Genomic DNA, 25,446 nt, shown 5'->3' with positions numbered 1-25,446 from the left:
CGAGGGCTCCTCAGTCCCGTGCGTGCGACAGCGGATCGAAGACCGGGGCGGTCGGCGTGGTCACCGGCGCGGACCAGCGGCGGCGACGGGCCTCGTCTCCGGCGGCCCGGTCGGCGGCCTCCCGGGCGGTCGTCTCGGCCAGCAAGCGGGATTGGGCCAGCATGACGGTCCGGAGCGCGGCGAGGTCCTCGGCCAGGACGGCCAGCATCTGGTTCGACGACTGGATCGCCGCCGTCTGCCCAACGGCGGCCTCGCTCGCCGACAGGGCGCCTGTGAGCCGGCCGTTGCGCCCCTGACCGAGCCGTTCGAGTTCGGCCGCGGTGCGAGCCACATCCTCGGCCGTTCGCCGGGCAGCGGCTGTGCGCGCTTCGCCCTGCGCCACCAGGCGGGCCAGGTCGGCGCCGAACAGGTCGTCCGGGTAGAGCTCCGCGAACTGCTGTTCCAGGCCTTCGACTGAGGTCGCGAGCCCTCGGGCGGTCCGGGCCAATTCCGCCATGTCGCGCAGGCTCTGGCTGTTCCGGGTCAGGTGGCTGTAGGGGGATGCCGCCAGGGTCCGGGCCTCATTGGCCAGGCTCTCCAGCTGACGCGCCGCCTGCAGCGCGTTCTCGATGTGATTGCGGGGATCGAACACCACCTGCTGGGCCGGGGCCGGGGCCGGCGCGGCGCCCAGGAAACTGGCCGCGACCAGCCCGGAGGCGAGGACGCGAAGAGAACTACTCGGCCGCGAGCGGCGGGGCGAAGGCGTCGAGGACGGCGTCGACATGATGGACTCCCTTGGCTGTGAGGAACTGGCGCGCGAATCCGGCCTCTCCGGAGCGCGCGAGGATGTCGTCGATGAGGGTCTGGTCTTCCGGCGCGCCGGAGCCGCAAAGGGCCAGGGCGACGCCGGTCAGACGAAGATCAAATAGCCGGCGGCCGCGAGGCTGGCGCCAGTAGTAGGCCCTCTTGGGGGTGGCGAAGGCGATCAGCTCCAGCTGCCGCCGGTTGAGCCCGAACCCCTCGTAGAGCCGGGCGGATGACGGCTCGAGCGCGCGCGGGTTGGGCAGGAAGACCTGGGTCGGACAGCTCTCGATGAGGGTGGAGGCGATCGGCGAGGCCGCGACATCGTCCAGGCTCTGGGTCGCGAAGATCACCGCCACCCGTTTCTTGCGCAAAGTCTTGAGCCACTCACGAATCTTGGCGGCGAAGGCGGTCTCGCCGAGGAAGAGCCAGGCCTCGTCGAGGATCAGCAGGGTCGGCCGCCCGTCGAAGCTCCTCTCCAGATGGTGAAAGAGGGCCGAGAGGACCGGAGCCACCGCGGACGGCGTCGCCATCAGGCTCTCCAACTCGAAGGTGTCGAACCGTCCGGGCGCGGGGGCTTCGCCCTCCCCGTCCAGCAGGGCGCCGTGAGGCCCCTTGAGCGTCAGGGGCTCCAGGGCCGCCGCCACGGCGCGGTCCTGGACCAGGGCGCAGAACAGGGTGAGGGTGCGCTGGCTGACGGGCGCATCGGCGAGCGCGCCCAGCGCCGCCCAGATCTCCTCGCGAATCCGGGGTACGGGCTCCAGACCGGCCAGGCGGACGGTCTCGGCGATCCATTCCGAGGCCCAGGCCCGCTCGGTCTCCTCGTCGATCCGGGCCAGGGGCTGGAGCGAAAACTTCGCCCCGGGTTCGAGGGCGCGCCACCGCCCGCCCGCCGCCAGGGTGGCGGCGCGGGCCGAGCGGCCCTTGTCGAAGAAGACGACGCGGGCGTCCGGGTAGCGGAACCACTGCAGGGCCAGAAAGGACAGGAGGGCGCTCTTGCCCGAGCCCGTCGGTCCGACGACCATGGCGTGCCCGACGTCCCCGACGTGCAGCACGAGACGAAACGGCGTCGACCCCGTCGTTCGCGCCGTCGCCAGGGGCGGACCGTCCAGGTGGGCGTCCAGGGCCGGGCCCGCCCAGACTGCGGAGACCGGCAGCAGATCGGCCAAGTTCAGGGTCGAGACCATCGGCCGGCGGACATCGGCATAGGGCTCGCCCGGGAGGGAGCCGAGCCAGGCCTCGACCGCGTTGAGATCCTCGATGCGGGCGACGAGCCCCTGTGCGTTGAGCGCCGCTTCGATGGCGCGGGCCTTGGCGGCAGCCCCCTCCTCCGTGGCATCCAGCACCGTCACGGTCATGGTCAGATAGCCGAAGGCGCAGGCCTCGGCCCCGAGGGCCGCCAGGGCCCCGTCGCATTCCTCGGTCTTGGAGGCGGCGTCGGTGTCGAGGAGCGGGACCTCCTCCTTGGTGATGGCTTCGCGAAGCAGGACGCCGACGCCCTTGCGCTTGGCGAACCAGCGCTTCCTCAGCTTAACGATCTCGCGCTCGGCTTCCGGCTTGTCGAGGCCGATCCAGCGCGCGGTCCAGCGGTAGGGGAACGGCAAGGCGCCCAAGGCATCGAGCAGCCCCGGCCGGGTGACGGAGGGCAGGCCGCGCACGGAGACGACCTTGAGCCAGCGCGTCCCGAGCTTCGGCGCGATGCCGCCGGAGAGATCGGTGTCCGCCAGCCAGGCGTCCAGGAACATCGGCTGCTCGGGGACGGCGATCTGGAAGGGGCGCGTGGAGACGCAGTCGTGTAGCCAAGTCAGCAGGGACGCGTCGTCCAGGACTGCGATCTCGGGCAAGGCATCGGACAGAAGGTCGAGCGTGGTCTCCGCCTCACGGGCGAACAGGGCGAGGGCCTGGCTCCAGTCGGCGCCGCTGCGGGCCAGACCGTCGAACAGCCAGCGTTCGATCCGACGCGTCTCGTCGGCCGGCGGCAACCAGGTCAGGGCCAGTCGGAAGTCGGTCTCGAAGGCCAGGTCGCCGGCCTCAAAGCGGCTGCGGCGCTCCTCGTCCAGGAGCCAGGCGACGTCGAGGTCGAAGGCGCTTTCCGGATAGGGCGCCGCCTCGCGCCGACGGGCTTCCATGTGGAGGCACCAGCCGGTGCCGAGCCGCTTCAGCGCGTTGTTCAGCCGGGCCCGGACCGCCATCAGTTCGTCCTCCGTCGAGGACTCGAGGTCAGGCCCCCGAAAGCGGAAGCCGGTGGTGAAGGAGCCGTCCTTGTTCAGGATGACGCCGGGGGCGACCAGGGCCGCCCAGGGCAGGTGATCGGCGAGGGCCGCCGGTCGTCTGCGATGCTCGTCGAGAAAACGCATTCCGGCCTCACGCGTCCAGATGGCCCGGCATGGCCAGGTGCCGGCGCAGGACATCGAAGAAGCGGCGATCCGCCTTGGCGGCCCACAGGCCAATGGCGTGGGCCGCCGCCCACCACAGCAGGCCCAGCCACCAGATACGCAGCGCCAGGCCGAGAACCATGGCGATCGTGCCCATGGCGATCGCATAGTCCCTCGGCATCCCGGCCATCAGCACGGGTTCAGCCAGGGCCTGGGCGACCGGAAGATCCCAGCCGTCCGGACGGCCGTCGTGAGCGAAGCCGGCCATCACCCGATCTCCGCCCCGCCGGCGAAGCCGAAGAAGTCGAGGAAGAAGGTCGAGGCGGCGAAGGCGATCGACAGACCGAACATGATGCCGAGGCCCCTGCGCATCGAGGATCCGTTCTCGCTCATGGCGATGCCGGCGCCGAAGACGACCACCGCCACGACGGCCGCGGCCTGAACCACCGGTCCGGTGATCGACTCGACCACCTGCTGCAGCGGCCCCTCCCACGGCATCCCGGATCCCCCGGCCAGGGCGGGTCCGGCCAACAACAGGCCGCACGTTGTCATCGCGCCGAGAAGCCGGCGCCCCAGTATCCGTCGCATGTCTGCTTCCTTTGTTTTCAGCGCGTCTCACCGCGCCTCAACACATTGCAAGCAAATATATCCACAGGCTGTCAACTCTGTGGATCGATTATTTTGAGCGACTGTATTTTGACTTACATTCGAGTCCCTACAACTCATCTGACGACTTGTGGCGACTTATTCGCGAAGTCTCGGAAACTCCCCGGTCGACTTGCGACGACTTCCAATCATGTCCAGTCGTGGCGGGGCTTTGGCCCCGTGCGGTCCGCGCGCGGTTTTGCGTAGCGCTCACCCGTTTCTCTGGAAGAAAACGCGGGCGCCATATTCATTGGCGGAGAGGCGGATTGGCCGGTCGGGCCGGGCGGCGCCGTTATCGGTCAGGCGGAGCGCGAAGACGTCGCTACGCGGACGTGAAAGCCCTCGTTGCCCCCCTCCGCAAGCCGGGTCAGACCGCCGTCGCCCGGGCGTATGCGGAGGCGCAGGACGCTCCGGTCGTCGGCCTGGTCTCCAGGGGGAATGTCCTCTCCCGCCAGGAAGCGGGTCTGTTCGGGATTGGGAAGATCGGCCCAGAAGCCGTCGGTCGCCAGGATCAGGTCCCGCTCGTCCTCAAGCGGGAGGGCGGAGGGCGGCATGAACTCCCTGGGTCTGAAGCTGCGCGTCAGACGATGCCGGGCCGGATCGGCCGCGATCGCCGCGATATCGAGGTCGACGAAGGCGTTGGCGAGGGTGTCGGGGCGCAAGAGCCATTCGGCGCGCCCTGCGCGGACCCGTCCCAGCAGACAGTCGCCCGCATGCAGCGCCAGCCCGTCGCCGGAGCCATTCAGGTGAACGAGCGCGTAGCTCGCCGAGGCGCGCGGCCGGCGCGAAGCAAGCGCCTGGTGCAGGTCGCGGAGCTTTGCCTTCAACGCTCCAGCGGTGACGGCGCTCTCGAGTTCGACAAACCAGTCGATCAGGCCCCGGGCGATGTCGCGGGCCAGGGCGCCGCTGTCGGGCCCCCGGGTCGATCCGTCCAGGACAATGCAGAGCGCTTCGTCGCCGCGCACGCCCAGGCCGGCGCAGTCGCGGTTGTCCGCGGTGCGTCGTCCGGTCCGGGTCCGCCAGGCGACGTCAAACCCCATGGCCGCCGCCGCTTGCAGCCAGGTCGGCGAGGCGGCGGTAGACGATGTCGGTCCGTCCCTCCGGGCCACGGATATTGTCTTCCAGGAGGTGGTTGAAATCCCTGCCCTGCATGAGCGCCGCGATCTGTTCGGCGATGAAGACGCGGACCTGCGCCTCCGCGGCCCGCACCTCATCGACGAGGGCCGGGCGGCCGTCGACGACCAGCAGGACGTCTTCCAGATCCCGGCTCATCACCATGTCCCCGGCGCCGCGGCCGAGCCAGGCCTCGAGCTTGGTCGCGAGGAAGAGGGGCGGCGTGAACAGGCGGATCATGAGCCGGTCGGTCAACGGCTGCTCGACGGCCGTCTCCATACCGAGCCTGTACCATCGGTTGCTGAAGCCCAGGATCTCCGGGTCGTCGGGCATGACGTCGACCTTGAGCGCACCCAGGCGCATGCGGCAGATCACGTCGTCCTCGGCGGAGACGCGGAACCCTCGATCCATGAGCTCGTCCTGCAGCCGCGCCCACTCCCCATAGCCGGCGAGGTCCACGACCAGGTCGACATCGTCGGTCGCCCGGACCCCTTCCAGGGTCGCGATGTCGGTGACGAAGAAGGCCGTGGTGCATCCCCCGACGAAGACCATCCGCGCCCGCAGGTCCTCGCCAAGGGCCTCGGCCACCTGCTCAAGCATGGCGAGAAGCTGCCCCCGGACGCTCATGGCGCGAGGATCGCCGCGGCCAGGCGCTCGCCGGCGAGGTCGGATTCACGGCGACCGCCGAGGCGAACCGCATCGACGAGAGCCAGGTACTCGTAGAGCCTGTCGTCCTGGCGAGCGGCGACCGGGACGCTCTTGAACAGCGGCTTCACGCCCTGTCCCACCACCTCGCCGTCGGGCGACGGCCAGACGTAGATATACTCGCCGGCGCTCACCAGAAGGCCCTGCAGCATCGGTGCAGCGAAGGCCGTGGCCATGCCCCGCGTCATGGCGCCCGGCGTGGCCGGGAAGACGAACTTCAAACCATGGCTGATGAAGTCCAGCAGGCTGCGCGCATTGGCCCGTGGGCGTCTGTCCACGCGGTCACGGAGAGCGAGGCCGGAGGCAAGGCTTCGCCGTATCGAGCTGTTCACCTCGGACTTGCTGATGCCGAGCTGCATCTCCAGGTCGCGCACCGTGTGAGGCCCCTCCCTGTGCTCGACGCCTGTGTCGCGCAGCCGGAGGCGCTCCTGCTCGAGGCTCACCAGTTTCAGGAGGACGACGATGTCCTGGCTCTTGATACCGCTCATTGCATTTGTCCGCTGTCCTAGGACTGCGGACAAGATTGTAGGTGACGGAAGGATTGTCAACTAATGTAGATCGATGGAGGACTCAGGCCAGAAGGCTGATCGCATAGGCGTCCTCGCCCGACGGCTCGACGCCGAGTACGGCCTCGACCTTCCGCCCGGTCGCCGTCCGGCGGATATGGACGATGCGATCGACCGCCTGTGCGATGGCGCGGCGCGGCGTCCGGGTCGATACCTCCGTGATCAGGTCCTCGACACGGCGAAGCACATCGTCGGCAGAGTTCGCATGGATGGTCGACAGGCCGCCGGGATGTCCGGTGTTCCAGCTCTTCAGGGTCTCGAGCGCCGCAGCGCCATCTCGCATCTCGCCGACCACGATCCGGTCGGGTCGCATGCGCAGGGCGTCGCGGACCAAATCCACGACGCCGATCATGACCGGTTGCCGCCGGGTGAGGACAGAGACGACGTCCCAGGCCGAGCATTGCAGCTCGGGCGTATCCTCCACCATAAAGACACGGTCACCGGCGAAGGCCGGCTCGGCGAGCACGGCATTGGCCAGGGTCGTCTTGCCCGAGCCTGTCCCTCCCGAGATGAGGATGTTGAGCCGATCGGCGGCGGCCGTCCGAAGCACGTGAGCCTGGCCCTGCGTCATCATTCCCCCGACCACATAGTCGTCCAGGGTCCAGATCACGGCCGGGCGCTTGCGGATCGAGAAGGCGGGGGCCGGGGTCACCGGCGGGAGCAGGCCATGGAACCGCTCGCCAGAGCCCGGGAGCACGCCCGACAGTCTCGGATCGTCGCGGGTGACGGTCTCCCCGACATAGTCCGCGATCAGGCGGACCACCCGCTCCCGCGCCTCGGCTGAAAGGGTCTCGCCTGTGTCCCGCCGCCCCTCGCCGCTCCGGTCCAGGACAAGCCGGCCATCGGGATTGGCGAGGATCTCGACCACCTCGGGCTCGACCAGGGCTGCCAGGATGGTCTCGCCGAGCGCATGCCGGAGCGCCTCCAGCTTGCGGCTGGCGATGATCGGATGGCTGGCCATCAGTTGGCCTGGCCGAACGACCGATCGTCGGACGCAAAGTCCGGCTGGCGGTCCGTGCGACCAGCGACGATCCGTGCCGCCGTCGCGTCGAGCAGGCGCTCGATGCGGCGGTCGACGGCGGCCTGGACCGTGGGGTCCTGGTCGACCACGGCATCCGGAAGCCGCAGGAAGAAGGCCCTCGCGACCTCGATCAGGAGTTCCTGGACGATCTGCATGTCCCGGGCGGTGGATTTCATATGGTCGCGCAGGGAGCGTTCAAGGTGGAGCAACCGGTCCTCCGGATCGGCCTGGGGGCTCTTCTGCAGGCCCCGGGCGATGGCGCGGCCGGCCGCCTGGCTGAGCGGCATCCTGCCACTGCGCGCCTCCCGGTTGAGGCCCGCCAGAATCTTGGGGTCGTTGAGATAGACCTGGACCCTGCAGGTCGCCGCGTCTCGTCTAGCCATCGCCCAGTCCTTTCAGGTGATCGAGCGCCGCGTCCTGCGCGGCCATTTCCTGCGCCACCCGCCCGTAGATGTCGGCCACGCGCGCGGCGACCTTCCGGTCGTCCATGGCCGCCGCCACCTCCTTGAACAGAGGCAGGCTGCCCTTCGGATCCTCGCCGAGGCCACGGCGACCCAACCAGGGATGCGGGGAGGCCGGCGGCGCGTCCAACCGCTCGCCCTGGTCGGGTGCGGCGTCACGGGCCCGGGTCCGGAACGGCTCGCGCCGGTCATAAAGGAGCTTTCGTGTCCTCAGGGGCCGAGTGCCGGCGGCGAAGATCAGCTGGTCGTCGTCCGGCAGGGACCGGACTTCGCCGGGCTCCAGCAGCGGTCGTTCGATCTGGGATCGCGAAACCGAGCTCCTTCCTGCGCCCAGCCCGGCCGGGGAACTTCGGCTCGTCCGTGTCTCGAGAACCGACCCCGTGAGCTTGGAGACCTTGTCCTGCGTCAGGGGATCGAGGGCCGAGAAGGCGGTGTAGACCGCGCAGTTGTCGAGGATGGTGTTGTTTGACCCATAGGTCTCCACGATGTCGTTCAGCGACTGGGCGACAAACATGACCTTGACCCCGTAACCGCTCAGCAGCCGCAAGGACTTCTCGAAGAAGGTGACGCGCCCGAGCAGGGGAAACTCGTCCATCAGCATCAGAAGATTGTGCTGTTTGTTTCGACCGTCGGAGGCCTCGCCCTCCCGCACCGTCAGGGACTGGGCCGCAGCATAGAAGAACAGGCGGACGAGCGGACGCAGCGCCGCCGCATCGGCCGGCGCGACCTGGACGTAGAGGGACAGGGGAACCGGCGCGCACATCAGGTCGCCCATGGCGAAGTCGGACCGCGAGAGGCAGCGCTCGATGTCCTCCCCGGCCAGCCACTTGAGGTAGGAGCGCGCCGTGCCCTGAACGGAGGTGCGGAAGCGATCGTGCATCGCCGCATAGCCTTTGACGGCAGTGGCGATGAACGGGTGCGTCTCGGGCTCTCCGTCCTGCCCCGGCCGATGCAGGGCCCGCGCCATGACGTCGGCCGCGTCGTCGAGGTCGGCGAGCATGCCGCGCACGGTCAGCAGTGTCTTGTCGGCGTCCTCCGCCGTGTAGAGGACGTGCAGGATCACGGCTTCCAGGATCTCCGAAGCCGCCTTGTCCCAGATCGCCTCGTCGTCACGCGCGCCGCCGGGGTCGGAGAGAATGGCGACGAGGCGCTGGACGTGGGCCAGTTCCCCCGGGCCCGGCAGGATTTCGGCGAGCGGATTCCAGCAGGCCGAGGCCGGATCGCGCGGATCGAAGTAGAGGGCGTGGCTGAAGCGCGACCGCCACCCCGCGCTCAGCCGCCACAGCTCCCGCTTCGGGTCATGGACGAGCACGCTCGCGTTCCACGAAAGAAGGGTCGGCATCACGTGCCCGCGTCCCTTGCCGGATCGCGTGCCGCCGGTGACCAGGCTCGGCCGCAGGTCGGTCGTAGCAAGCAATCGCCGTCCCAGGAGGCCGAGGACGCATCCGCCGGTCGCCGTCAACCCGGCCTTCCTGGCGTCGTCCAGGCCGCCCCAGCCCCTCACGCGGCGGATCGCGGAGCCGCCGTCGGCCATCGCGCCAAGACCAAGGCCGCCGACGGCGCCGAGCAGGATCAGGGGCGAGCAGGAGGTGAAGGCCTGTTGCGCCTCAGTGGCGAACCGGAGCCTCCAGGCGAGGATCGACCATGGCGGGTAGAGTGAGACGTCCGGGCCGAGGCGTAGCGCGCCGCCGAGGGCAGGCGCGTCATCATAGAGCCAGGCAAAGGCCTGGGTCGCGCCCTGGCACCCGAGCAGCAGGCCGAGTGCGAGGAAGATGAGGCGCGTCCGCATCTACCCGGCCGCCGGGGGCTGTCGTCGGCGTTCGACCTCCAGAACGAGGACCGCGGCGCTGTCGATCCGTCGCCGATGATAGGCGACGATCGCCGCCAGCAACTGGGTCTGTGATCCCACCGTCTCGATGCGCAGCAACTCGTTCGCTTCCTCCGCGACGTCGCCGAACACGCGCGCCTCGGTTTCGGCAAGCATTCGGAGTTGGGCGTCGACGAGACGGAAGGCCTCGATCAGCGCGCGGTTTCCGGTGGCGCGAACGAGCCGATCGAAGAGGTCTCGAACCGCGACTTCCCCGGAGACGTCCGAAGCGGGGACGGAGGCTGTGGTCAGGCCGACGGTCAGCTCCAGGCTCGTCTCAAGACATCGGCACCGGACCCAGAAGCGATCCCGCAGCAGCGACGTATCGACGCGCGGGGCGACATAACCCACCCGCGGCGCCCGCTCCATCAACCCCTCGCCACACAGCCAGGCGAGCGCCTCGCGTACCGGCGTGGTCGACAGACCCAGCCGGCGAGCTTCCTCGATGATGACCACCGACCTGCCGGGCAGGTAGACGCCCTGCATCGCGCGATCCCGAAGGCTTTCGAGCGCCAGGCTGAATGGGTCTCGGGGACGCGCCATTACTGCTCCGAACAAGGAGAGTTTCTCTTATCAACAGGTCATGCGGCCTCGCCAATGGGTTGCGAAGCCGGAACACGCGATCCGCAAGTTAAAGTCGGCTCACCCACAAGAAATTGCGGACCGACCCGCAAATAATTGGCGGGTGAGACGAAGCCCGGCGCTGCTCTCCACACGCGGGCGTTGATCGCGAGCCATTCTCGACGCACGATCCCCTACCGATCGATGCGGAAGGGCGTGTGGTTGATGAGTCGTGTTTCGCTAAGCCCCCAGGATGACGGTGCCCTTCGCTCGGCCGCCCTCAAACGGGTCCGCAAGGCACGGAATATGTCAGCCCAGGAGGTCGCGGACGGACTTCACATGAGACTGCGCACCTATGAGCATTTCGAAGCCGGACACGGTCGGCTGAATCTCGACTACCTGCACCGCTTCAGCGAAGTCACGCGAAGCGACTTCTATGGCCTGCTCCATGCGATCGCGATCGGGTCCCCGGAGTTCGCCGTGCGCACGGCGGACAACCAGTTCATGACCACCTTCACCATCCTGCTTCAGGCCTACGACCTGAAGATGGGAGATCGTATTCACGATCTCGACGCCCGCGCCTTCATTGAGGCGTTCGGCGACTTTTTCGACAAGCTGACCGAGATCTGTGACCAGCGTGCGCAAGAGGCGGCGACCTTCCTCGAGGAAGGCAAGCATGACCTCTCCTCCAGGCGGCCCAAGCCCGGACGCTGATCCAGATATACGCCGGATATAGCTTTGCTTCTGCGCCGGTCGCGCGCTCCCTGAGCAGGCCACATCCGTGGCGATCAACCAAGGGAGACTGAAATGAAGACGATCACACTCCGCCTCGTCAGCTTCGGCAGCGCCAAGGCCCTGACCCGTGACGGCATGGGAGCCCTGTTCGAGGAAGCCGGCGTCAAGAACGGCATCCGTCCGACCGAGGGCTGAGCGCGGGGCGGACGACCGACGTCTAGGCGGTCGTCCGCTTGCCGCTTCAATCGCCCATGCGCCGCCGATCAATCCCCGGACCTTGAAGCGCCATGACTGTTGACCTCTGGTGTCATCCCGACATCTTTCTGGCCGTGGTGGACGAGGATGTGGTCATCCTCGACGTCGCGGGCGACCGTTACGACTGCCTGTTGGGCGCCGCGGCGCTCCTTAAGCTTAAGCCGGACGGCAGTATCCTCCCGGTCAGCGATCTGGTCGCCGAGGGGCTTCGCGACGCGGGGCTCGCCGGCGACGCCCCCCTGGGTGCGGGACGCCGACCCCCTATCCCTCCGATGCGCGAACTCACCCCGGCGCCCGAACCGCCCCGCCTGGAGATCGCCCGCGCCGCCCTTGCCTGGATCGTCGCCACCGCCCTGTTCCGCGGCAAGCCGTTGTCCGTGCTGGCCGAGTTTCATAGGGCCCTGCGGGGCCGCGCGATCGACCAGGACGAAGTCCGGCTGGCCCACTTGGCTGGGGCCGCCCGTCGCGTACGGCCCTGGATTCCGTTCGAGGGAGAATGCCTGCAGAGGTCTTTCCAGCTGCGCTGCTACCTGGCATCGCGCGGCGTCGCCTCTGACTGGATCTTCGGCGTCAGGACCTGGCCCTTCAGCGCCCACTGCTGGCTGCAGATCGGCGACCTCGTGGTCGGCGACCGGCTCGCCCGGGTGAGACGCTACACGCCGATACTGCGAGCCTGACGGTGGGCGACTATGTCCTCGTCTGTCGCGCGCCTGACGACCCGACGGCCGAGGCTCGCTCGGACCAACTGGTCCAGACCGCAGCCGTCCATGGCCTGACTGTCAGAAGGCTCAATCCGACCGCCTGGCTCGCGGTCAAGGGATCGGTTCCCGCCACGCCCGTTCGCGTCGGCGCCTGGACCCTGATCGGCGATGTCTTTGATCGGCGCTCGCCCGCGCTGCCCCGGACGGCCCCCGATGATCCGTGGGACTATGAACGCAAGTTGATGGCGAGGTTCTGGGGCCGATATGTCGGGGTCCTCTTCGGCGCCCGCGGTCAGATCTCCAGTCTTCTTCGCGACCCGTCGGGCGCCTTGGAATGCGTGGTCTGGTCACAGGACGGACTGACGATCGTAACCTCCGCCGCCCCCCGCTGGCTGATCGACGTCCTTCGTCCCGCCTGGCGTATCAACATTGATCGTCTGGCTGAGGCCCTGCACGCCGTCGTCGCTCCGACCGGTCAGCTTCTGATCGACGGTCCCACGGCCCTCGAACCCGGAACCCTGCAGGCTCTTCCGCCAGACGAGCCGGCCCACCCCCTATGGACGCCTGCGGACATTGCCCGGCGAAGTCTCGCCGCCGCGCCGGATCGGGATACCGCGATGGAGGAGGTCCGGTCCGCGATCGACGAGGCCGTGGCCGGCCTGGCGAGCCTTCCCGGGCCGCTTGCCGCGGAGGTGTCTGGAGGGCTCGACTCCAGCATCATCGCCTCCAGCCTTGTTCGGCAAAGGCCTGACCCGGCCCGCCTCTGGATCAACGCCTATGGCGCTAACGCGGAGTCGGATGAACGCGTCTTCGTCGCCGCACTTGGCGGCAGGCTCGGCTTCACCCCCCTGTCCGTGCCCCATGTGGCGGGCCGGATGGATCCGGATTGGCTGGCGGCCATCTCCGGCGATTTCCGGCCGGGGTTGAACGGGCTCGATTATCGGCAGGATATCGCCTGGTCAGGGCATGTGATCGATGCGGGCGCCCGGGCTCTGATGACCGGCAAGGGCGGCGACAGCATTCTGTTTCAGGCCGCCACCACTGACGTCTTCATCGATCTCTGGAAAGCTCGCGGCTGGCGCGCGCTCGAGCATCCGGACCTGGCCGAACTGGCCGCCGCCAACGAAATTTCGATCTGGACGATGATCCGGGCCGCGCTGGGTCACCAGAACGCGGGACACGAACCGCTGCAACAGGCCCATCCGATCCTCTCTCCCCTTCGTCGACCCTTCGCTCCCCATCCCTGGCTCCGGGACCTGGGGGACTTTGGCCCCGCCAAGGCTTTTCATGTCGCCGGGGTGGCCGACAGCGTTTCCCATCATGGCCCTTCTGTCCTGTCCCAGACCGTCGACGTCCGCCATCCTCTATGCGCCCAGCCGGTTGTCGAGGCCTGTCTCGGCCTTCCCACCGCCTTGCTGACGGCCCGAGGGCGCGACCGGGGATTGGCGCGGCTCGCCTTCAGGGATCGGCTGCCAGCCGTCATCGCCGACCGGCGGTCCAAGGGGGAGATGACCCGCCTCTATGGCCGGCTGATCGTCGACAACCTCGACATCCTGAGGCCCTGGCTCATCGACGGCCGGCTGGCGGCGTTGGGCCTCATCGATCGAGCCGCCACCGAGGTCGAGCTCACGCCCGAAGCCCTCATCTGGCGGGGGCGGCATGCGTTCATCCTGGCGCTGGCGGCATTCGAGGGATGGACACGTCTGTGGGAGGATCGCCTGGGGCGCGCCGCGTGAGCCGGCTCGGCTCGGACAGGCTGCGATCGAGCCAGTCGAAGATCTGAGCGTAGTAGTCCCGAATGTTGGCGGGGCTCCAGATCAGGTGCTTCTCCCCCCAGTAGGTCACCATCCGGGCGTCGCCACCGTTCCTTAGGATGGCGCTGAACATCCGCTCCGATTGGCTCATCGGGGTGAAATCCATGTCGGCCGTGAGGAAGAGGACAGGCCGCGTGATGCGGTCGGCCCGCCCGAATGGACTGGAGGCCGCATAGAGTTCGGGGTCGCGCCAGGGCGGCGTGGACAAAGCCCCCTGCCCCACCTCCGTCCAACCCTGATTGAACCGAAAGAAGATGCCGTTTTCCGGCTGGATACGACCCTGGCCGTCGAACTCGCCCCACATTCCCGCCATGTCGCTGAAGGGGGCGGAGGCGATATAGGACCGGTATCGATCCGAGCGCGTGGCGATCTCCAGGGTGGCGTAACCGCCGAAGCTGTGGCCCCAGAGGACCATGCGGTCGAAGGGCGCCTCAGGATAGGCGGCGTGAGCGGCGTCAACGGCCAGGTCGGCGCTGCGGACATAGGCCTCACCCCGGTCCTGGACCAGGGCGTCTCCCGGCATCGAGGGACTGAGGATCGCATATCCCGCCGAGACGAAGACTTCCGGGCGGGTGCCGTAGGTCATTGCGAGCGGATCGACCCGAGCCTGGTTGTCGGCCCAGCCCGGATAGACCTTGACGATCACGCCCCGAATGTCCCGAGCGGGCCCCGGGGGCAGGAACAGCCAGCTGGTGGTCTCGCTCCCGTTCACATCCGGATGCCGGATCGGCACGGCTTCGGTCAGGACGATGTCTTCAAGAGTTTCGTTGACCCGGTCGAGGTCTTGCGGCGGAGCGGAGCTGCGCCGCACCAGGGTTTCCGACAAACCCTCGGGACGGAGGGTGAGAACGCCCTGCGCCGACACGGCGACCACCCTCTCCTCCTTGCCGCCCAGACCCTGGAAACGCGCAGCGCCGACCTCGGTGAGGACGAGGCTTTCCCCACGGGCGCCGAGGGCCGAAGACCAGTCGCGGCGCGGCGCCTCATTCCCCTTCAAACGGCGACCGAGGTCGGGGTTGAAGACGACGGCTTCCCGGACTGTGGACGTCTCCTCCGTCAACCGGCGCATCCCCTCCGCCGTCAGGGCCCAGTAGCCGCCGTCGGCGAAGACATAGAGGCGGTCTGGACCCGCCGCTGCAATCCGCGTAGGCGCCGTGGCCATGTCGTGCGTCAGAACCTGGGGCGGTTCGTTCGCGGACAGCAGATGCCAGTCCCGGCGCTCGGTCCCGGCGCCCTTGGCGTAGAGAACCGGAGCCGCGCCGATCCAGTCCGCCTTGACGCCGTTCAACACGACTTCGGCGGACGTGCCGACATCGAGGCCGCGCGTTTCGAACCAGACGGCGCCGGCGGCCGAGACCTGACCCAGACGCCCCTCTCTCCAGCGATTGGCGTCATGACGCGCCCAGATCAGAACGCTGCGGGAATCGGGCGACCACCGCAGGAGATGGAAAGCGACATCCATGTCGCCGGTCGGCCGGGTTTCCGTTCCAGTATCGAGATCGATGAGCGACAGTCTGTGTCGACGGTCGTCCTCCATATGAAGCAGTTCTGGCCGGGCCAGCGGAATCTGCTCTGCCCTTCGGATCAGCGCCGCCTTGGCGCCGTCGGGCGACAGGGCGAAGTCGCCGATACGACCGTCGGCCAGTGTCCGAAGCGCGCCTGTCATGACGTCGAGGCGGACGAGCCGCTGGATCGGCTCAGGCGTTTCCGTCGACAGGACGCCGTCGTGGGCCTCGATCACCGTGCGAGACGGCTCAACACCGAGCGCCGTCCGCTCCCACGCTTCGCTGCGCCTTGTCGTTGCGGTCTGGTCGTAGCCCAGCAGAAGCGGCAGACTGCCGTCGGGCCGAACGACAAGAACGACGACCGTATCGGACGCCCAGGCCGCTGCAGCGCCATTGAGCGGGAGATCCGGCGTCAGCCCCGTCCACGTGACGGAGCCGTCAGACAGGGTGACGATTCCATATTCGAAGCTCTGGCCGCGAAGACGCGTGATCAGCAGGCGGTCGCCGGCCGGAGACCAGGCCACGTGCTGCAGCCCCAGACCGGCGCCGTTGAGAAGACGCCGGGGCGGCGCGGACGGCTGCTGGGAATCCGCCAGCCAAAGGTCCATGAGGGTTCGGGTCGAGCGTCCACCCAGACGGACCTCCGCCAGGGTGTCGTAGCCTGCCCGCCTTTCGTAGATCGCATATCGGCCGTCGGGTGAGATGTCGGCGTGACCGAAGGCCTCAAGGCCGAGAAGGTCGTCCACGGTCAACCGCCGGGCCGTGTCCTCGGCCCCGGCGGCGGCGGCCATCGCGATCCAGCCCGCCGCCACGAGCCCTGCGGTGAAGCGTCTTATGCATGTCCACATCGAACCGGCTCACCAGCGACGCGTGAGCTGAAGCGAGACCACCCGGCCCAACGGATTGGCCTGGCCGGGATCAAAGCCGAGGCCTGTCGAGGCGTCATAGAAGGGCGGGTCTTCGTCGGTGAGATTCTGCACGGCCAGTTCGATCTGGAGGCCGTCGCCATCGCGGCCGGGCGACCAGGCCAGACGGGCGTCAACCGTATCCCAGGCGTCGATCTGCGCGCCGAGCCGATCCTTCTGTCCGGCGACATGGTTCCAGTATGCCCCCGCCTGAACGCCGCCGCGAGACCAGGTCAGACCGGTTCGAGCGCGTAGCTCCGCCGGATATCCGATCAGGCCCGCCACCTCTTCGACGATAGCGGTTGGCGTGGTCTGGTTCTCGTAGTCCAGGATCCAGGAGAGGTTGGTCTCCGCCATTACTCGGCCATCACCCACCGACCAGCCGGAGCGGGCCGTGACATCCAGGCCGCGGATCCTGACGGAGCCGGTATTCACCCAGCGCGTGTCGACCAGGGCGCCGTAGGCCTCGACAGGAAACAGCGTGGAGTATCCCGGAACCCCGGCATAGGCCTCGATCAGGGCGCGGTCGGCGGGCCGGTTGGCCGGATCGACAAAGGTTACGAACGGTCTCAGGGTCGGATCGACGAGGGCCCCGCGGAAGTTGGCGTTCACAGGTTGCGCAATCCGGTCTTCAAAGCGGGTGTCGAAGTAGTTGAGGCTTAGCGATGTTCCATCTCGCGGCCTGAAATCGATCCCGGCGGTGAAGGTCTCCGAAGTCTCGGGTTTCAGGTCGGCGTTGCCTCCATAGACCATCAGGATCAGGGCTTCGGAGCCATCAGCGCGGTCGAGAAAGGTCGGGGAGACGCCCGGCGCGTCGAACAACTGGGCCAGGGCGCCGGCGCGAAACGAGGTGCCCCAGGAGGACCGCACGACGATGGCCTCAAGCGGCGACCAGACCAGGCCGATCTTGGGGTTCGTGGTTGTTCCGAAATCGTCGTAGTCCTCGATCCGGCCCGCTACCGACAGGTCGAGTCGACGGATCCCTGGCCGGGCATTGTCCGGGCCCACGATCGGAATCCGGGCCTCGACGAACGCCGCCGAGATTGATCGCTCCGCCCTCGGGCTTGAGAAGGGCAGCGGCGCGGCTCCCGACAGGAAGGTCAGCCCGCGGGTGTCGAACCTCTCATCCCTGAGTTGAGCGCCGATCGCGACCGAAAGATCGCCGCCGGGCAACCGCGTCAGAGGCCCCTGAACCAGGATATTGGCCGACCGCGAACGGCTCCGGTTATGCACTTCGCCGTAGCCGCTGGCGATGAAGTCGAGTACGGCGCGACTGTTCGCGCCACCTTGGCTGAACAGATTGAAGTACCCATCCACGGCGGCCCGGTACGGCGTGGCGGGATCGTCCGGGATGGCGCCCAGGGCCTCCGCCAGATAGCGGCTGTTCACGCGGTTGCTGTTGCCGAAGTCGGCCTTTTCCGTCGCTTCGGCGAGGTAGGCCTCCGCCGACCAGTCCGCCGACAGATCGACCCGCACGCCGAGGGTCGCGCCAAGGCTTTCCGATTCCGTATGGCTCCGCGCCGGCCCGATATCCCGAACGAAAGAATAGGCGACGGTGTGAGACGCCGCGCCGGTTGGTGAAACGAACCAGGGATTGGCGCGCGTGACGGTGAAAATGCCGGCGGACGGCGCCGTCGCGAGGTCGGTCGTGCGAAGGCTGTAGCGAACATCCGCGGTGAGCTCGACCCGGTCGCCGAGCGACTGGCTGACCCGACCATAGGCGCTGTGCCGCTGCAGTTCGGGGAGCAGATCCACGCCGAGCATGCCCGACTGGCGGTTTGTCTCCCCGGCCACGAAGTCGGCTGGCCCCTGAACCGAGCCGCTGGCGTTGGGGCGGATCGCGTACTGCACGCCATAGCTTGAGGTCGCAGGATTGAACGCGACGATGTTGCCCGGCGCGCTGTAAAAGCCCCGGTGATCCGTTCCACCGAACGGACGCAGGTCGCCGTTCGCCGTGTAGGGACGGTCGGAGGTGCTGAAGGCCTTGGCGCTCTGGTATTCGTAGGACAGATAGGCTGCACCCGACGACCATCCGCCGCCGACAATGTGGGAGGCCTGCACGTCCTCGGCGCCGCCCTTCGCCGCGGAGGCCCGCACCCGGCTTTCATGGCCATCGAAGCTGCGGCGCATGATGACGTTTACAACGCCGGCGACAGCGTCCGCGCCATACAGGGCCGATGCCCCGTCGAGCAGAACATCCACCCGCTCCACGGCAGCAGACGGCAGGGCGGAGATGTCGGCGAACTCCGCGCGGGATCCCGTCCCGGCCAGCCGCCTGCCGTTGACCAGAACGAGGGTCGACGCCGGTCCCAGGCCGCGCAGGTTGACGCCTGTCGCAAAGACATTGTTCGACCCGCCGGTGTCGGACAGGGCGGCCTGGCTGATCGGTGTCGACGCGCCGGCGTAGTTCTGCGGCAGGGCGATGAGGGCCTCCGCCACGGTGCCCGCAGCCCGGCGATCGAGATCATCACGGCTGAGCGTGACCAGTGGAGAGGCGAGTTGTCCAGACGTTCGCAACAGGGTGCCTGTGACGATCACGTCCTCCAGCGCCGTGACCGCCTCCCCGGCCGCCTGCGCGCGAGGCGAGCCACGTCGCAGATAGATGACGCCTGGCCGGGTCTCGGACCACATCAGGCCTGATCCGCGAAGCAGGTGTCCCAGCGCGTCACTGGGAATATGGCGGCCCCGCAATCCATCGGTTCGCAGACCGGCGACCAGATCGCCCGAGAACATGATTTGCTGATCGGACTGGGCGGCGAAGAGGTTCAGGGCGTCGCCCAGCGATCCGGGCGGAATGGCGAATTCCCGCGCATCCTGAGCGCTGGCGGCGACACTGATGGAAACCGCACCGGCGACAAGCGCCATGGCGGACAGACGATGCACGCGATTCATTTCAAACTTCCCCTCGACGCCACGTTGCGTCGGGGAAGAGGCGACTCAGCCCCACTGCGGCCCCGGAGGCCGATCCGATTTATTTTCCGCGTTCCGACAATCGGATCGAGCCGTCGGGGCCTGCCGACGCCCGAAGACCGAAGACTTCGGACGCCGTGGAGACGAACGCGTCCCGGTCGCCGGTTTTGAACACGCCGTTGACCCGTTCATCCTGCCGGGCAGCAGCGTCCAGTTCCACCTTTGCCGTCAAGTACCGGTTCACTTCGGCCACTGCGACGCTCAGCGGCGTGTCCCGGAACACGATCCGGCCGTCCGTCCAGCTGATTTCGGCCTGCGTGTCCACGTGGCGAGCCTGTGAGCGTGTAGGTGTGACACGGGCTTGCTGGCCGGGCTCGATGCGCTGAGTGGTCCGTCCGCCCGCGACTTCGACGATTCCTGAGACGAGGGTGACCCGGGCATCCTCTCCATCCCGCCGCACGTCGAAGACCGTTCCCACCGCCGTCACACGGGCGGAACCCGCCTGCACGATGAAGGGCCGTTCGCCGTCGTGCGAAACATCGAACAAGGCCTGTCCAGATTCGAGATCAATAAGGCGCTGGTCTCCGTCGAACCGAACTCTGATCCGGGATGCTGTGTCGAGACGAACAGAAGACCCGTCGGAGAGCTGAACGAGGCGCTGTTCGCCAACAGACGTCGAGAACATTGTCCGGGTGTGAAGCCAGGACCAACCGCAGAAAGCCAGGGCGGCGGCGGCGGTAATGCCGATCAGACCACCCGCCACCAGGCGTCTGCGCCGGGTCGCCGGCGGCCGCGAACCGCGCGAGAGCACATCGTTCAGGGCATCCTGCATGGCGGGTTGGGTGGCAAGCTTGCGACTTTCTCCCCAAGCCTGCTCGCACCGACGATATGCGTCCGCATTTTCCGGCAACTCACGCCAAGAGAAGAAGTCCTTGATCGTTTGGGTCGATACGCTGCGTTCGCCCAGGCGCGAATGCCATGCCGCGGCCTCGGTCTCGGCGTTCGTAACCCGCTGTTTCGGGCCGGCCATGATGCGTCCCACCTCTAGCGCCTGAGCTGCGCGGCGCACATCGCCAAAGCCTTGGTCATGCGCCACTCGACGGTCTTTGGGCTGAGCCCGAGTTGTTCGGCGATCTGGCTGTTCGACAGACCCCCGACCCTGGACAGCACAAATACATCTCGCAACGGTTGTGGCAAGCTCAGCACCACCTCCTGCATCATAAGAACGTGCGCCTGATCCGCCGCATGCGAGTGCGCAAACCCTGGCGTCGCTTCGATAAGCAGCTCCGTCCGACGCCTCGTCAGCCGCGCCCGGGTGATCGCGATATTGGAGGCGACTTTGAGCAGCAACGCCTTCGGATGGCGGATGTCGGTCGTGTCGCTCATCGGAATGATCCAGAGCCAAGCTTCCTGCACGACGTCTTCGGCATCCCAGCCGAAGCGCCGCCGGATGCGCGCCGTCAGCCATGGCGAATAGAGACGGTAGAGGCGGTCTAGATGACCGCGACCTCGGTTAGGCAGCCTGTCGTGAAGGCCCGCCGCGATGTTGGAGGGGGTACGAGTAAGGCGCGGATTAGTAGACACTTTAGAGCCGCCTCGAAGGTCAAATCATAAAAACAAGCATGAGCAACATATTGCTAGCTGTATAGCACCTTTTCCAAAGCCGCTTCACCGACGACCCATGCGGCATGGATTGGAAGCTACGCGTCGGCAGAAATATCTTGAGCGCCAGAAGCGGTAAGGGCTGGTCGCAACAAGTGCTGGCTGGCGAAGCCGACCTTTCACTGCGCTTCCTCGCTGGTGTCGAGCGCGGTGAGGAGAATCCTAGCCTCGAGACGCTGCTCGCGATCGCCATAGCGTTGGACATTGCCCCGGGGCAGTTGTTCGACTGACTGACTTCGGGATCACGGGATCAAGTGCCACTTGTGGCAACGAGCCCCCAAACTCATGAGGTAGAGACCGTTCTCATGGTCAAGCTCGCGCATGTCCAAGCGCTCCGAACGGCGCTTGTCGCTGGCGCCTCGGCAAATCAAGTGAGAAACTGCACATCGAAATCGTGATTTGCCTGCAGAAACTGCATAGAGTCGCGCTTCAATCGGTGCGGAAACTGTGACCCTGATTATCTCAAACTGCAGCAAGCGAAAGCGCGTTCCGGCCGATCCGGCGCTCCACGCTCGCGATCTGGAAAACGGGGCACCCAATGCCGTGGCCGAGGCTTGGGTCGCCCGTCTAAAGGCTACAACGCCTTCGATGTCAGCGTCAGCACTCTATGCCGGCCGCGCATTCTTTGAGGCCCGCCGAACCGCCCTCGACCTTGGGGCTTCGCTCGCCGTCGTGTCGGCCGGCCTTGGCCTAGTCGATGGCGAGACGGCTGTACCCTCCTACAGCCTGACGACTGCGCGCCGTGACCCAGACGACATCCTTAGGAAGACAACCCGCGGCGCTGCGGACTGGTGGACAGCCCTGACGGCCCTGTCTCCATTTCACTGTGATGCGTTGGAGACGGAAACCGGACCCATTCTCGCGGCCCTTTCATCTTCCTATCTCGCTCTGCTCGCGAATGACTGGGGTCAGTGGCCTGTCGAGCGGCAGGCCCGCTTGAGACTGTTCACCAAGGAGGAGCCCGCCGCTCTCCCTGAGGGGCTTCGCCAAGCGTGGATGCCCTATGACGACCGGTTGGACGCGGCTGCGGACGGCCTCGCCGGGACCCAGAGCGACTTTGCCCAACGCGCGCTGCGCCATTTTGCGGTGGTCCTGCGGAAGAGGGGTTCACTTGATGAGGATCGCGCCGCCGTCCGTCACGCCCTTGACGGATTTAGCGCTCGCCAGGTCCCAGTCCGAAAGCGCGCATCTGATGCCGACGTTCAGTCCGCTATTCGCGCCCATTGGGATGCCGTTCAGGGACGCTCCGGCGCGATGTTGCGCCACCTGCGCGATGACCTCGGCATCGCCTGTGAGCAAGGTCGATTTCGGACACTGTTCACGACCGTCGCCGCAGAGCGCAAGGGAGGTGACCAATGAAGGGCCCCAAGATTACGGTCCGGGCGCTGCGGACACGCCAGGGCGTCGACGTCGATGTCTTCGCTTTCTTCCTCCCCGGCGATCAAGTCGCGCAGATCGCCGACATCACGCGTTTACGTCGCGGTGAAGGCCAGCTCGAGGGTTTCCAACGGAAGGAAATCCGCGCGCACGTTTCTGAGATCGCCGAGTTCCTAAGTCAGGGCCCAGTACTCTTCCCCAACGCGATCATCCTCGCCCTGTCTCCGCAAGTTCGCTTCAAATCCGCCCGCGGACCGGCGGGTGAGGACGAGGCCGTGCGCAGTGGCGAGTTGCACATCCCCATCCGACCGGAAGGTCAGCGCGCGGCTTGGATTGTCGATGGTCAGCAGCGTTCGCTGGCCTTGGCGCGCGCGAAACAGGCGGACCTGCCTGTCCCTATTGTAGCTTTCTTGTCGGACGACACCGAGACCCAGCGCGCCCAGTTCATTCTCGTCAACAAGGCCAAGCCGCTGTCGCCGCGCCTGATCGACGAATTGCTGCCATCTATGGCGATGGTGCTACCCAAATCCCTGAAGGCGCGACAGCTGCCCAGCGCGCTCTGCGCCGCTCTCGCCGATACGCCAGGTTCACCGCTGAAGGGGATGATCAAACGGGAATCCCAGAGCGAGGGTCCGGTCGGCGTTATCACAGACTCAGGTCTAACCAAGGCGATCGCGGCGAACCTTCGTCCCGCCGGCGCCCTCGGCGCCTATGATCCTCAGGGCGGCATGGACGCTGCATTTCAAGCCCTTTGCACCTATTGGGGAGCTGTCCGCGACGCCTTCCCGGACGCATGGGGCAAGTCCTCCGAGGATAGCCGGCTGATGCATACGGCGGGCATCCAGGCGATGGGCGCCTTGATGGATCCGATCTGGACTCGCGCCGACGCCAGTGCGGACCCGGACACGGCGGTCGCGGAGGCTTTAGCCCGCATCGCTCCCCGCTGCGCCTGGACTGAAGGGCAGTGGGATGGCCTCGGTTGGGGCTGGGGCGACATCCAGGCCACCAGCAAGCACATCAAAGGATTGACCGAGCATCTGCTGAAACTCGACCGAGAGCTTTCGAGGCCGGCGCGATGAAGTTCATATTCGCTGACAGCCTCGACTTCGTGGATCCAGGATACGATTTCCTCAACGACCGAAACGCTCCGGGCCGCAAGCCCTATTGGGACGACGCCTATCCGCACGAGATCATGGGCTATGCGCCTTATCACGGCATGTTGGTGTCACGCGGAATCGTCGGCGACGGTCCGGTAAAGGGAAAGTACACGGAGGCCCAGGCGATGCGGTTCCGCCGCGTGGGCGCGCGCGAATTCCTTCGATTGAACACTCCGGCCTTCGCCGACCTGGCGCTGTTCGGCGACTGCGGCGCCTTCACCTATGTCGCTGAAGACGTGCCGCCTTATACCCCGGCCGACACTATGGAGTTCTACGACGACTGCGGCTTCACTCACGGCTGCTCGGTCGACCATATTATCTTCGACTTCGACGAAACGGTCGCCGGCATGGAGGGCGGCAGCGCCGAAGCGCATCGCCGGTTCGAGATCACCCTTGAGAACGCCGCTGTCTTTCACAAAGAGGCTCGGGCGTTCAAACGATTTACGCCCCTGGGCGTGATCCAAGGATGGTCTCCCGGCAGCATGGCCGAGGCCGCTCGCCGCCTCGTAGCTATGGGCTACGACTACCTAGCCATCGGCGGCATGGTTCCGCTCAAGGCTGAACAGATCAAGCGCTGCCTCGTAGCGATCCGGGATGCCGTCCCGCCCTCGACCCGCCTTCACATCCTGGGTTTCGCCAAGGCCAACGAGATCCACGAGTTCGCGCCCTTCAACGTAACCAGCATCGACACCACCTCGCCCCTGTTGCGCGCCTTCAAGGACGACAAGCAGAACTACTGGCTCGGGGACGGTCCTAGCCTGACCTACTACACGGCGATCCGCGTCCCCCAGGCGATCGAAAACCCGCGCCTTCAGCGCCATGTGCGTCAGGGGGACTTCAAGGCGGAACGGCTGACGCAGATGGAGACGAGCGCACTGGCGGCCCTGCGCGCCTACGACCACGACGATCTTGATCTCGAAGGGGTGCTTGAAACTATCCTGGAATACAACGCCGTCCTCGCGACGGGCCAAGCGTACGAACACGTCCGCACCAGCCCGACGATGGAGAAGCTGCGAGGTCGCTATCGCACAACCCTAGCCGACAAGCCCTGGCGCAGGTGCGATTGCCGAATCTGCCGCGACGTCGGCATCGAGGTGATGATCTTCCGCGCGAGCAACCGCAACAAACGACGCGGCATCCATAATCTGGGGGCCTTCAAGACCGTGGTCGACGCCCTCACCCCGCCGAAAGACAAGGCCCCATGATGACACTGAGCTTTCTCGCCGCACGCGCCCGGCAGAGTGCGGACCATGACGTCCTCACGTTCGCCGCTACGGCAGAACAGGTTCAGAGGTTCGCCGAGATCGACCGGGTCGGGCGCGACGACGCCGGCGCGCTCAGCGGCTTCCAACGCCCCCAGATCGCCGGCCACATCCGCGAGATCCGCGACTATCTTGAGACTCCCGCAGCCATCCTGCCCAACGCTATCGTGGTCGCCTTCATCGAGGGCGTCGCGGTGGAGGAGGTCGGCGACGGAATCTGCCGGGTCACGATCGATCTTTCGAACGGACCGCGCGGCCTGGTCGTCGATGGCCAGCAACGACTGACCGCTCTCAGCCTGTCCTCGCGCCAGGACTTCCAGATGTTTGTGTCCCTGATGATTTGCCGGGACGAGGCTGAACTGCGGCGTCAGTTCGTCCTGGTCAACAATACCCGGCCGCTGCCCAAGTCGCTCATCTATGAACTGCTGCCCGAGGTCGATGGGCTCCCCGACCGGATGCAGAGCCGCGCCTTGGCGGCCGATCTCACCGCTCGTCTCAACTACAGCAACGCCTCTTCGCTCAAAGGGCAGATCTACCAGCACACCAATCCATCCGGCGTGATCAAGGACACCGCCATCCAGAAGGTTCTGATGAACTCCCTCAGCGACGGGATCATGCGGCTGATGGTGACGGAGCCGAACGGCCCCAGAAAATGCTTCGATCTGATCAGCGAGTTCTTCAAGGCCGTCCAGAGTGTCTTCCCGCAGGACTGGTGGGGCCATAAGCCCGCCTCGTCGCGTCTGGTCCACGGGGCTGGTATCCAGGCCATGGGGTTTGTGATGGAGACGCTGGCTACGCTCGACAACGCCCGCACCTGGAGCGAATTCGCCAAGGGCCTCGCCGCACTCGAAGGCCGCACAGCCTGGACCTCGGGCTCCTGGGATTTCGGCAACGGCGACGCTCGGCATTGGAAGGCGGTCAACGTCACCTCCAGCGACGTAGCCCTGCTCACCAAACATGTGGAGAGCATCGTGCGGCGCGATATCCGGGCACGCAAAGTCGCTGCGGCACAGGCTGCTGACGCTCAACCTGATCTGCTCAAAACCCTCGACTCATGATCTTGTCTAGC

The 25,446-nt window shown here is 66.8% G+C and carries 24 protein-coding genes; 8 read left to right on the top strand and 16 right to left on the bottom strand.

Annotation, left to right across the window (positions count from 1 at the left end; translation table 11 throughout):
* Positions 1 to 10: 10 nt before the first annotated feature.
* From ACYX4P_RS05670 to ACYX4P_RS05620, 11 genes are all read right to left on the bottom strand, one after another.
* On the bottom strand, positions 11 to 763 hold the full coding sequence (locus ACYX4P_RS05670; protein ID WP_476070223.1) for a TrbJ/VirB5 family protein: 753 nt from the start codon (positions 761 to 763) through the stop codon (positions 11 to 13).
* A complete protein-coding gene (trbE, locus tag ACYX4P_RS05665) occupies positions 714 to 3,137 on the bottom strand; it encodes a conjugal transfer protein TrbE (RefSeq protein ID WP_191554987.1) in 2,424 nt (807 codons plus the stop codon). The genes ACYX4P_RS05670 and trbE overlap by 50 nt, the downstream gene beginning before the upstream one ends.
* Positions 3,138 to 3,144: 7 nt before the next feature.
* Positions 3,145 to 3,423 carry a VirB3 family type IV secretion system protein gene (locus tag ACYX4P_RS05660; protein ID WP_191554986.1) on the bottom strand — a complete coding sequence of 93 codons (279 nt, stop codon included), beginning with the start codon at positions 3,421 to 3,423 and terminating at the stop codon, positions 3,145 to 3,147.
* Positions 3,423 to 3,743, bottom strand: coding sequence for a TrbC/VirB2 family type IV secretion system protein (locus tag ACYX4P_RS05655; RefSeq protein ID WP_191554985.1), 321 nt, complete (start codon positions 3,741 to 3,743; stop codon positions 3,423 to 3,425). Before ACYX4P_RS05655 ends, ACYX4P_RS05660 begins: the two co-directional genes overlap by 1 nt.
* A gap of 356 nt (positions 3,744 to 4,099) precedes the next feature.
* Complete coding sequence (locus ACYX4P_RS05650) at positions 4,100 to 4,840, bottom strand: hypothetical protein (protein WP_191554984.1); 741 nt, start codon at positions 4,838 to 4,840, stop codon at positions 4,100 to 4,102.
* Positions 4,830 to 5,513, bottom strand: coding sequence for a hypothetical protein (locus ACYX4P_RS05645; RefSeq protein ID WP_224761179.1), 684 nt, complete (start codon positions 5,511 to 5,513; stop codon positions 4,830 to 4,832). Before ACYX4P_RS05645 ends, ACYX4P_RS05650 begins: the two co-directional genes overlap by 11 nt.
* A gap of 23 nt (positions 5,514 to 5,536) precedes the next feature.
* Positions 5,537 to 6,106, bottom strand: coding sequence for a hypothetical protein (locus tag ACYX4P_RS05640; protein WP_224761178.1), 570 nt, complete (start codon positions 6,104 to 6,106; stop codon positions 5,537 to 5,539).
* An 82-nt stretch (positions 6,107 to 6,188) separates the two neighbouring features.
* Positions 6,189 to 7,145 carry a P-type conjugative transfer ATPase TrbB gene (gene trbB, locus ACYX4P_RS05635; RefSeq protein WP_191554982.1) on the bottom strand — a complete coding sequence of 319 codons (957 nt, stop codon included), beginning with the start codon at positions 7,143 to 7,145 and terminating at the stop codon, positions 6,189 to 6,191.
* Positions 7,145 to 7,588 carry a hypothetical protein gene (locus ACYX4P_RS05630; protein ID WP_476070222.1) on the bottom strand — a complete coding sequence of 148 codons (444 nt, stop codon included), beginning with the start codon at positions 7,586 to 7,588 and terminating at the stop codon, positions 7,145 to 7,147. The genes trbB and ACYX4P_RS05630 overlap by 1 nt, the downstream gene beginning before the upstream one ends.
* Entirely contained in the window at positions 7,581 to 9,455 is a 1,875-nt protein-coding gene (locus ACYX4P_RS05625; protein WP_354040059.1) for a type IV secretory system conjugative DNA transfer family protein, read from the bottom strand. The genes ACYX4P_RS05630 and ACYX4P_RS05625 overlap by 8 nt, the downstream gene beginning before the upstream one ends.
* Entirely contained in the window at positions 9,456 to 10,019 is a 564-nt protein-coding gene (locus tag ACYX4P_RS05620; RefSeq protein WP_404418739.1) for a GntR family transcriptional regulator, read from the bottom strand.
* 300 nt (positions 10,020 to 10,319) lie between these two features.
* Here ACYX4P_RS05620 and ACYX4P_RS05615 point away from each other — a divergent pair, with 300 nt between their 5' ends.
* From ACYX4P_RS05615 to ACYX4P_RS05600, 4 genes are all read left to right on the top strand, one after another.
* Positions 10,320 to 10,808, top strand: a complete 489-nt coding sequence (locus ACYX4P_RS05615) for a helix-turn-helix domain-containing protein (RefSeq protein WP_354040150.1) — start codon at positions 10,320 to 10,322, stop codon at positions 10,806 to 10,808.
* A 93-nt stretch (positions 10,809 to 10,901) separates the two neighbouring features.
* Positions 10,902 to 11,024 carry a hypothetical protein gene (locus ACYX4P_RS05610; protein WP_354040062.1) on the top strand — a complete coding sequence of 41 codons (123 nt, stop codon included), beginning with the start codon at positions 10,902 to 10,904 and terminating at the stop codon, positions 11,022 to 11,024.
* A 92-nt stretch (positions 11,025 to 11,116) separates the two neighbouring features.
* On the top strand, positions 11,117 to 11,761 hold the full coding sequence (locus ACYX4P_RS05605) for a lasso peptide biosynthesis B2 protein (RefSeq protein WP_354040064.1): 645 nt from the start codon (positions 11,117 to 11,119) through the stop codon (positions 11,759 to 11,761).
* A gap of 362 nt (positions 11,762 to 12,123) precedes the next feature.
* Positions 12,124 to 13,521: an asparagine synthase C-terminal domain-containing protein gene (locus ACYX4P_RS05600; protein WP_354040152.1), complete on the top strand. Its 1,398-nt coding sequence runs from the start codon at positions 12,124 to 12,126 to the stop codon at positions 13,519 to 13,521.
* On the opposite strand, the gene ACYX4P_RS05595 is transcribed toward ACYX4P_RS05600, so the two are convergent.
* The 4 genes from ACYX4P_RS05595 to ACYX4P_RS05580 form a co-directional block, all read right to left on the bottom strand.
* Positions 13,451 to 15,895: a S9 family peptidase gene (locus tag ACYX4P_RS05595; RefSeq protein ID WP_354040066.1), complete on the bottom strand. Its 2,445-nt coding sequence runs from the start codon at positions 15,893 to 15,895 to the stop codon at positions 13,451 to 13,453. The two genes, ACYX4P_RS05600 and ACYX4P_RS05595, sit on opposite strands and share 71 nt — an antisense overlap.
* A gap of 66 nt (positions 15,896 to 15,961) precedes the next feature.
* Positions 15,962 to 18,901: a TonB-dependent receptor gene (locus ACYX4P_RS05590; RefSeq protein WP_354040068.1), complete on the bottom strand. Its 2,940-nt coding sequence runs from the start codon at positions 18,899 to 18,901 to the stop codon at positions 15,962 to 15,964.
* A 79-nt stretch (positions 18,902 to 18,980) separates the two neighbouring features.
* The gene (locus ACYX4P_RS05585; RefSeq protein ID WP_476070221.1) at positions 18,981 to 19,949 is read right to left on the bottom strand and encodes a FecR family protein; all 969 of its coding nucleotides are present in this window, start codon (positions 19,947 to 19,949) and stop codon (positions 18,981 to 18,983) included.
* 14 nt (positions 19,950 to 19,963) lie between these two features.
* Entirely contained in the window at positions 19,964 to 20,503 is a 540-nt protein-coding gene (locus ACYX4P_RS05580; protein ID WP_354040072.1) for an RNA polymerase sigma factor, read from the bottom strand.
* 104 nt (positions 20,504 to 20,607) lie between these two features.
* On the opposite strand from ACYX4P_RS05580, the gene ACYX4P_RS05575 reads away from it, so the two are divergent.
* On the top strand, positions 20,608 to 20,811 hold the full coding sequence (locus tag ACYX4P_RS05575) for a helix-turn-helix domain-containing protein (protein ID WP_354040074.1): 204 nt from the start codon (positions 20,608 to 20,610) through the stop codon (positions 20,809 to 20,811).
* An 877-nt stretch (positions 20,812 to 21,688) separates the two neighbouring features.
* On the opposite strand, the gene ACYX4P_RS05570 is transcribed toward ACYX4P_RS05575, so the two are convergent.
* The gene (locus tag ACYX4P_RS05570; RefSeq protein WP_354040076.1) at positions 21,689 to 21,937 is read right to left on the bottom strand and encodes a hypothetical protein; all 249 of its coding nucleotides are present in this window, start codon (positions 21,935 to 21,937) and stop codon (positions 21,689 to 21,691) included.
* Between ACYX4P_RS05570 and dbpB (ACYX4P_RS05565) the strand changes: the two genes are divergently transcribed.
* From dbpB (ACYX4P_RS05565) to dbpB (ACYX4P_RS05555), 3 genes are read left to right on the top strand one after another with little or no spacing between them, the layout of a single operon-like run.
* Entirely contained in the window at positions 21,937 to 23,037 is a 1,101-nt protein-coding gene (dbpB, locus tag ACYX4P_RS05565) for a DGQHR domain-containing protein DpdB (protein ID WP_354040078.1), read from the top strand. The genes ACYX4P_RS05570 and dbpB (ACYX4P_RS05565) overlap by 1 nt on opposite strands.
* A complete protein-coding gene (gene dpdA / locus ACYX4P_RS05560; RefSeq protein WP_476070220.1) occupies positions 22,938 to 24,320 on the top strand; it encodes a tRNA-guanine transglycosylase DpdA in 1,383 nt (460 codons plus the stop codon). Before dbpB (ACYX4P_RS05565) ends, dpdA begins: the two co-directional genes overlap by 100 nt.
* Positions 24,317 to 25,435 (top strand): DGQHR domain-containing protein DpdB, encoded by a 1,119-nt coding sequence (gene dbpB, locus ACYX4P_RS05555; RefSeq protein WP_354040082.1) that lies wholly within the window; start codon positions 24,317 to 24,319, stop codon positions 25,433 to 25,435. Before dpdA ends, dbpB (ACYX4P_RS05555) begins: the two co-directional genes overlap by 4 nt.
* The last annotated feature ends 11 nt before the right edge of the window (positions 25,436 to 25,446 follow it).

This window comes from Brevundimonas sp. ABV4_179 (genome assembly GCF_056311945.1).
The sequence above is the reverse complement of the archived record's forward strand: the minus strand, read 5'-3'. Positions and strand labels throughout refer to the sequence as shown.

Coding starts and splice junctions, on each gene's coding strand:
- ACYX4P_RS05660 (WP_191554986.1), bottom strand. CDS start 3,423: ATGGCCGGCTTCGCTCACGACGGCCGTCCGGACGGCTGGGATCTTCCG.
- ACYX4P_RS05575 (WP_354040074.1), top strand. CDS start 20,608: ATGGATTGGAAGCTACGCGTCGGCAGAAATATCTTGAGCGCCAGAAGC.
- ACYX4P_RS05655 (WP_191554985.1), bottom strand. CDS start 3,743: ATGCGACGGATACTGGGGCGCCGGCTTCTCGGCGCGATGACAACGTGC.
- ACYX4P_RS05590 (WP_354040068.1), bottom strand. CDS start 18,901: ATGAATCGCGTGCATCGTCTGTCCGCCATGGCGCTTGTCGCCGGTGCG.
- ACYX4P_RS05610 (WP_354040062.1), top strand. CDS start 10,902: ATGAAGACGATCACACTCCGCCTCGTCAGCTTCGGCAGCGCCAAGGCC.
- ACYX4P_RS05650 (WP_191554984.1), bottom strand. CDS start 4,840: ATGGGGTTTGACGTCGCCTGGCGGACCCGGACCGGACGACGCACCGCG.
- ACYX4P_RS05585 (WP_476070221.1), bottom strand. CDS start 19,949: ATGGCCGGCCCGAAACAGCGGGTTACGAACGCCGAGACCGAGGCCGCG.
- trbB (WP_191554982.1), bottom strand. CDS start 7,145: ATGGCCAGCCATCCGATCATCGCCAGCCGCAAGCTGGAGGCGCTCCGG.
- ACYX4P_RS05640 (WP_224761178.1), bottom strand. CDS start 6,106: ATGAGCGGTATCAAGAGCCAGGACATCGTCGTCCTCCTGAAACTGGTG.
- ACYX4P_RS05595 (WP_354040066.1), bottom strand. CDS start 15,895: ATGGCCGCCGCCGCCGGGGCCGAGGACACGGCCCGGCGGTTGACCGTG.
- trbE (WP_191554987.1), bottom strand. CDS start 3,137: ATGCGTTTTCTCGACGAGCATCGCAGACGACCGGCGGCCCTCGCCGAT.
- dbpB (WP_354040078.1), top strand. CDS start 21,937: ATGAAGGGCCCCAAGATTACGGTCCGGGCGCTGCGGACACGCCAGGGC.
- ACYX4P_RS05645 (WP_224761179.1), bottom strand. CDS start 5,513: ATGCTTGAGCAGGTGGCCGAGGCCCTTGGCGAGGACCTGCGGGCGCGG.
- ACYX4P_RS05670 (WP_476070223.1), bottom strand. CDS start 763: ATGTCGACGCCGTCCTCGACGCCTTCGCCCCGCCGCTCGCGGCCGAGT.
- ACYX4P_RS05620 (WP_404418739.1), bottom strand. CDS start 10,019: ATGCAGGGCGTCTACCTGCCCGGCAGGTCGGTGGTCATCATCGAGGAA.
- ACYX4P_RS05630 (WP_476070222.1), bottom strand. CDS start 7,588: ATGGCTAGACGAGACGCGGCGACCTGCAGGGTCCAGGTCTATCTCAAC.
- ACYX4P_RS05615 (WP_354040150.1), top strand. CDS start 10,320: ATGAGTCGTGTTTCGCTAAGCCCCCAGGATGACGGTGCCCTTCGCTCG.
- dbpB (WP_354040082.1), top strand. CDS start 24,317: ATGATGACACTGAGCTTTCTCGCCGCACGCGCCCGGCAGAGTGCGGAC.
- ACYX4P_RS05625 (WP_354040059.1), bottom strand. CDS start 9,455: ATGCGGACGCGCCTCATCTTCCTCGCACTCGGCCTGCTGCTCGGGTGC.
- ACYX4P_RS05605 (WP_354040064.1), top strand. CDS start 11,117: ATGACTGTTGACCTCTGGTGTCATCCCGACATCTTTCTGGCCGTGGTG.